Consider the following 6,170-nt stretch of genomic DNA (forward strand, 5'->3'; position numbering starts at 1 on the left):
GAGATCTACCAGCTGCTGCGCCGCCTGGCCGACGAGGGCGCGGCCATCCTCTTCTACTCCACCGACTGCGACGAACTCATCGGCTGCTGCGACCGCGTGCTGGTGATGTTCGAAGGCGCGATCACGCGCGAGCTGGTGGGCGCCGAGATCACCGAGCACGCGCTGGTCAGCAGCGCGCTTGACCTGAGGCAGGCCGCGTGAAGCCCGGCGATTGGTCGTACCTGCTGCGCGAGCACAAGGGCACGCTGCTCGCCTTCGCCGGCTTCATCGTGATGTTCGCGATCTACGCCGCCAACCACCCGGCGGGCCTCAACGCCAACGTCGCCACCACCGCCGCCAACAAGGGCGTGCTGCTGGCCATCGTGGCGATGGCGCAGACGCTGGTGGTGCTCACCTCAGGCATCGACCTGTCGGTGGGCATGGTGCTGGTGCTGTCCAACTGCCTGGCCTCGCACCTCGTGGTGGGTACGCCCGGGCAGGCGGCCCTGGGCGTGCTGGGCGTGCTGCTCACCGGTTGCCTGTGCGGCGCACTCAATGGCGCGATCGTGATCTACGGCCGGCTGCAGCCCATCGTCACCACCATCGCCACCGGCGCCATCTTCTTCGGCCTCGCGCTCGCCCTGCGCAAGGTGCCGGGCGGCGACGTGCAGGCCGGGCTGGCCGATGCGCTGACCGGCCAGCTCTTCGGCACCGTGCCCGCAGCGCTGGTGCTGCTGCTCGGGCTGGTGCTCGTCGTCTGGCTGCCCTACCGCCGCTCGGCCATCGGGCGGGCGGCGCTCGCCATCGGCTCGTCGGAGATGGCGGCCTACATGTCGGGCGTGCCGGTGAAGCGCGCCAAGTTCATGGCCTACCTGCTGTCGGGCCTGCTGGCTTCGGTGGCCGGGCTCTTCGTCACCTGCATCACCTACTCGGGCGAGGCCTCGGCGGCCAACGGCAGCACCTACACGTTGTTCTCCATCGCCGCGGTGGTGCTGGGCGGCGTGTCGCTGTTCGGCGGCTCGGGCAGCGCGGTGGGCGCCATCTTCGGTGCGCTGATGTTCCGCACCATCGGCGACCTGATGTTCGTGTTCAACCTCGATCCGCTGTGGCAGCCGCTGTTCCAGGGCGTGGTGCTCACCGCCGCCATCTCGCTCGGGGCGGTGAGGCTTCTTCGCGTTCGCAACCGCCTGGACCTCTATGGTTGAAGCCCGCATGCCCCGACCCTGGTTGCCTGCCTTCGTCCGCCGCTGGCGCATCGACCCCGCCATCGCCTCGGCCTTCGGCTGCATCGCGCTGCTCCTGCTGGTGGGCAGCCTCTACTCCAGCAGCTTCCTCTCGCCGGAGTACCTGCTGCAGCAACGGAAGGTCGCCTCCTTCCTTGGCGTGATCGCCTCGGGCGCGATGCTCGTGATCCTGCTCGGCCAGATCGACCTCTCTGTGCCTTGGGTGGTGGCGGTGGGCGGCATGATGGCCACCGCCGCCACCGGCTGGGGGCCGGTGGGCGTCGCCCTCGCCATCCCCTTCGGCATCGCCTGCGGCGTGGCGCTGGGCCTGCTCAATGGCTTCGGCGTGGCCTTCATGCGCATCCCCTCGATGATTGTCACGCTCGCGGTCAACGCCATCGCGCAGGGCCTGATGGTGGTGCACACCGGCGGCTTCTCGCCGCAGGATGCCTCCTCGCCGGCCATGCGCTTCCTGGCCACCGGCCACAGCCTGCTCGGCATCCCCAACGCGCTGCTGGTGTGGGCCGCCATCGGCGCGGCGACAATCTTCCTGCTCAACCGCACCACCTTCGGCCGCACGGTCTACGCCATCGGCAACCGCGAGCGCGCGGCCTACCTCTCGGGTGCCCGCACGCGCCTGGTGGTGATGGCGGCCTTTGCCCTCTCGGGCGGTCTCTCGGCCTTCGGCGGCGTGCTGCTGGCCGGCTACGCCAGCAAGGCCGCGCAAGCCATGGGCGACCCCTACCTGCTGCCCGCCATCGCCGCGGTGGTGCTGGGCGGCACCTCCATCCTGGGCGGGCGCGGCCACTACATCGGCACCGTCGCCGGGGTGATGCTGATCACGCTGCTGCAGTCCATCCTCTCGGTGATGCAGATGGAAGAATTCGGCCGCCACATCATCTACGGCGTGGTCATCATCGCGATGCTGCTGGTCTACGGCCGTGGCCAGCGAACGACAGGCTAGGAGCACCCGCACCATGACCCTGCAACTCAGCGCGGACTTCGACGTGCTCGACCCGCGCTTTCGCCAGCTGGCGTTCCCCTACGTGCGCGTCGACAAGCTCTACACCGGCTGCCGCTGGGCCGAAGGGCCGGCCTGGTTCGGCGCCGGGCGCTACCTGGTCTGGTCCGACATCCCCAACGACCGCGTGATGCGCTGGGACGAGACCGACGGCTCGGTCTCGGTGTTCCGCCAGCCTGCGCTGCACAGCAACGGCCACACCGTCGACGGGCAGGGCCGGCTCATCTCGTGTGAGCACAGCGGCCGCTGCGTCTCGCGCACCGAGCACGACGGCAGCCGCACCGTGCTGGCCACGCAGTTCGAGGGCAAGCGCCTGTGCTCGCCCAACGATGTGGTGGTCAAGTCCGACGGCAGCATCTGGTTCAGCGACCCGAGCTACGGCATCGACTCCGACTACGAAGGCATCGCCTCGCCCAACGAGATGGGTACGCAGGCCGTCTACCGCATCGATGGCACGAGCGGCGCGGTGACCCGCGTCGGCAACGACTTCGTGCAACCCAACGGCCTGGCCTTCTCGCCCGATGAATCGCTGCTCTATGTCACCGACACCGGCGCCACCCACCGCGCCGACGGCCCGCACCATGTGCGGCGCTTTCGCGTCAATGCCCACGGCAGCCTGAGCGGCGGCGAGGTGTTCGCCACCTGCCCGGTCGGCCTCTACGACGGCCTGCGCGTCGATGTGCACGGCAACCTCTGGCTGAGCACCGGCGAGGGCGTGCACTGCCACGCGCCTGACGGCACGCTGCTCGGCAAGATCCTCATCCCCGAGCCGGTGGCCAACCTGTGCTTCGGCGGCGCCAGGTACAACCGGCTCTTCATCTGCGCGACGAGTTCGCTGTACGCGGTGTACCTGAACACGCGTGGGCGCTGACCTCGTAGGGGCGAACCCAACTAGCCTCGGCTCGCGAGCGCAGCGGCCGCCGCGCGCGTCTCCACCCCGAGCTTCTCGAACACATGCTCCAGGTGCTTGTTCACCGTGCGCGGGCTCATGCCGAGGATCTCGCCGACGTCGCGGTTGGTCTTGCCCTTGGCCACCCACGACAGCACCTCGGCCTCGCGCGGCGTGAGCGCGGCCGTGCTGAGCCGGCTGGCCGCAGCACTCGGCTCCGCGCGGCGCTGCAGCAGCAGCATCTGCTCGCCCAGGCCGACCGGCCCGAGGTTGCGCAGCAGCAGCACCTGGCCGTTGGTACCGGTGCTGCTGTGCTCGGCGGATTGACCGGCCGCCAGCCAGGCCAGCCAATCGGACGGCAGGCCCCCGGCGCTGCCAGGGAACAACGCGTGCAGCCAGCTCGCCGCCTGCGGTGAGCGCCAGGCAATGCGCGACTGCGCGTCGATCACCAGCACGCCATGCCCGCCCACGTCGATGGCCTCGCGCGCTTGGCGCACCGCGCGCGCGTTGCGCACGTGCGTGGCCAGGCGCACCAGCACCTCCTGTGCACGCACGGGCTTGACGACGTAGTCGACACCGCCGCTCTCGAAGTCTTCGACGATGTGCGCGGTCTCCGACAGGCCGGTCATGAAGATCACCGGCACATGCGCCAGCGCCGGCTCCTGCTTGATGTGCCGGCACACCTCGAAGCCCGACAGCCCGGGCATCAGCGCGTCGAGCAGGATGGCATCGGGTGTGACGAGGTCGAGCCGCGCGAGTGCCGATTCGCCGTCGCGCGCCACGATCACGGTGTAGCCGTCGTCGCCCAGCGCCTGACACAGCGGCCCGAGCGACTGCGGTGCATCGTCCACCACCAGCACCACCGGCGCGCTCACAGCGGGCTCTCCACGTCGGCGCCCTGCAGGTTCTTCACCAACTGCTCCAGAAAACCTTCGAGGTCGAAGCGGTCGAGTCGCTCGCCCAGGCGCTGCAGCTCGGCCTGGCAGGCGGAGTGGCTGAGCACCGCCGCGTCGAGCGCACTGCGCAAACCCTGCACATGGCCCAGCCGCGCGAGTCGCACCAGATCGCCCACCAGCGTGGCCGGCAGGCGCTCGGTGGGCTCTTCGGAGACCACCGAACCACTCCACGCCGGCAGCGCCAGCTCGGCCAGCCATTCGATCTGCAGGTGGCGCTGCAGCGCGGCGAGCAGCTCCGATTCGATCACCGGCTTGTCGACGAAGCCGTGGCAGCCGGCCTCTTCCAGCTTGGCCGGTTGGTTCTCGAAGGCATTGGCCGACACCATGATGATGGGCACGTCGGCAAAGCCCGCCGCGCGGATCTCGCGCGCCGTTTGCCAGCCGTCCATGTCGTCCATCGAGATGTCGAGCAGCACGGCGTCGGGGCAGCGCTCGATCACGCCTTCCAGGCACTCGCGCCCGCTCGCCGCCTCGCGGATCTGGAAGCCCAGCGGCATCAAGAGGCCGACCAGCATCTGCCGCTGCGTGGGCTGGTCGTCCACCACCAGCAGGGTGCGGCGCGCGCCCAGGTAGCCAGTGACGGGGCGGTGCGTGAGGCGCGCCTTCGTGGGCGCGGCGATCTCGCGCAGGTACAGGCGCGCAGTGAAGGTGCTGCCCATGCCCGGCGTGCTCTTCACCGTCAGCTCGCCGCCCATCAGCTGGGTCAGCAGGTGCGTGATGGTGAGGCCCAGGCCGGTGCCCGAATCTCCCGTGCGCCGGCCGGCGCTGCCCCGCTCGCAGGGCAGGAAGATGCGCTCCTGGTCCTGCGCGGCGATGCCGATGCCGGTGTCGATCACCTCGAAGCGCGCCACCTCGCGGCGGTGGTCCAGGCGCAGCGTCACGCTGCCGTGGTCGGTGAAGCGCACCGCGTTGCTCAGCAAGTTGATGAGGATCTGCCGCAAGCGCTTGGCGTCGGCGTTCACGTGGTCGGGGATGCGCCCGCTGGTCTCCAGCTTGAAGCTCAGGCCCTTGGCCTCGGCCTGTGGCGCGACCATGCGCACCAGGTCGTCGAGGAACTCGTGCACCGGCAGCGGCGCCGGGTCCAGGCGCAGGCGGCCGGCCTCGATGCGCGCCAGGTCGAGCAGGCCGTCGATCAGCCCGTGCAGGTGCTCGCCGCTCCTGTGGATGGTGGCCACCGAGGCGCGGCGCGCGCCCTGCACCCGCTCGTCCTTGAGCAGGATCTGCGCGTAGCCGAGGATGCTGTTGAGCGGCGTGCGCAGCTCGTGTGTCATGCCGGCCACGTAGCGCGTCTTGGCCTGGTTGGCGGCTTCGGCCAGGTCCTTCGCGGCCTGCAACGCTGCGTCGGTGCGCTGGTGGGCCTCGATCTCGCGCGTGAGCAGCTGGTTCTGGCGGTTCGATTCGTCCTGCGCCATGTGGCGGCTCTCGCTGCCCAGCACCACCCACCACGCGCCCACCGCCGCCGCCAGCGAGAGCAGCGCGAACACCTTGATGAAGGGCGCCTGCAACGCGAACTGTTCGGAGGCGCGCAGCACGCCCTGCTGGTCGTAGACCACGCCCAGCACCACGCCCAGCAGGCCGATGAGCGAGGCCAGCACCACCAGGTAGTGCGCCACGCGGGAGTTGACGCGCCCGGCCAGGCTGGCCGGCAGCACCGTGGCGAGCGCCGAACTCACCTGCTCGGCCGCGCGCGAGTTGGTTTTGCAGCGGTCGTGGCAGCGCGATTCGAGCGTGCAGCACAGCGAGCAGATGGGCGCGTCGTAGGCCGGGCAATGGGCCATGTCTTCCGACTCGAAGGCGTTGTCGCACACCGAGCACACCACGCTCTGCCCCGGCGACCAGCGCGTGGCGCTGCGCCGCGCCAGGTAGTAGCGCCCGCGCGTCGCCCAGGCCAGCAAGGGCGACAGCAGCATTGCCGTGACCAGCGCGATGAAGGGCGCAAAGGCCTCGGCCTCGGGCCCCAGCGCACCGGCATAGGCCACGATGGCCAGCACCGCGGCGCTCAGCATCGCGCCCAGACCCACCGGGTTGATGTCGTACAGGTGGGCGCGCTTGAACTCGATGTGCTTCGGGCTCAGGCCCAGCGGCTTGTTGATGACGAGGTC

The 6,170-nt window shown here is 70.1% G+C and carries 5 protein-coding genes and 1 pseudogene; 4 read left to right on the forward strand and 2 right to left on the reverse strand.

Annotated elements, in window-relative coordinates; all coding sequences use genetic code 11:
- From VFL64_RS20125 to VFL64_RS20140, 4 genes and pseudogenes are all read left to right on the forward strand, one after another.
- Window positions 1-201: pseudogene (locus VFL64_RS20125) on the forward strand (sugar ABC transporter ATP-binding protein); the annotation flags it as partial.
- Complete coding sequence (locus tag VFL64_RS20130; protein ID WP_489542168.1) at window positions 198-1,184, forward strand: ABC transporter permease; 987 nt, start codon at window positions 198-200, stop codon at window positions 1,182-1,184. The pseudogene VFL64_RS20125 and the gene VFL64_RS20130, both read left to right, overlap by 4 nt.
- A 7-nt stretch (window positions 1,185-1,191) precedes the next feature.
- Window positions 1,192-2,166, forward strand: coding sequence for an ABC transporter permease (locus VFL64_RS20135; RefSeq protein ID WP_489542169.1), 975 nt, complete (start codon window positions 1,192-1,194; stop codon window positions 2,164-2,166).
- A gap of 13 nt (window positions 2,167-2,179) precedes the next feature.
- Window positions 2,180-3,094 carry an SMP-30/gluconolactonase/LRE family protein gene (locus VFL64_RS20140; RefSeq protein ID WP_489542170.1) on the forward strand — a complete coding sequence of 305 codons (915 nt, stop codon included), beginning with the start codon at window positions 2,180-2,182 and terminating at the stop codon, window positions 3,092-3,094.
- A gap of 20 nt (window positions 3,095-3,114) precedes the next feature.
- Here VFL64_RS20140 and VFL64_RS20145 read toward each other — a convergent pair whose 3' ends face one another.
- Window positions 3,115-3,987 carry a response regulator gene (locus VFL64_RS20145; protein ID WP_489542171.1) on the reverse strand — a complete coding sequence of 291 codons (873 nt, stop codon included), beginning with the start codon at window positions 3,985-3,987 and terminating at the stop codon, window positions 3,115-3,117.
- Window positions 3,984-6,170 (reverse strand): ATP-binding response regulator (locus VFL64_RS20150; protein ID WP_489542172.1); only part of this gene is annotated, 2,187 nt, incomplete at its 5' end. The genes VFL64_RS20150 and VFL64_RS20145, both read right to left, overlap by 4 nt.

The sequence above is a fragment of the Rhizobacter sp. genome (genome assembly GCF_035702065.1).
Taxonomy (GTDB): domain Bacteria; phylum Pseudomonadota; class Gammaproteobacteria; order Burkholderiales; family Burkholderiaceae_C; genus Rhizobacter.

Bases quoted from the DNA above. Each gene is read 5' to 3' on its own strand.
- VFL64_RS20135 (WP_489542169.1), top strand. From the start codon at position 1,192: ATGCCCCGACCCTGGTTGCCTGCCTTCGTCCGCCGCTGGCGCATCGAC.
- VFL64_RS20140 (WP_489542170.1), top strand. From the start codon at position 2,180: ATGACCCTGCAACTCAGCGCGGACTTCGACGTGCTCGACCCGCGCTTT.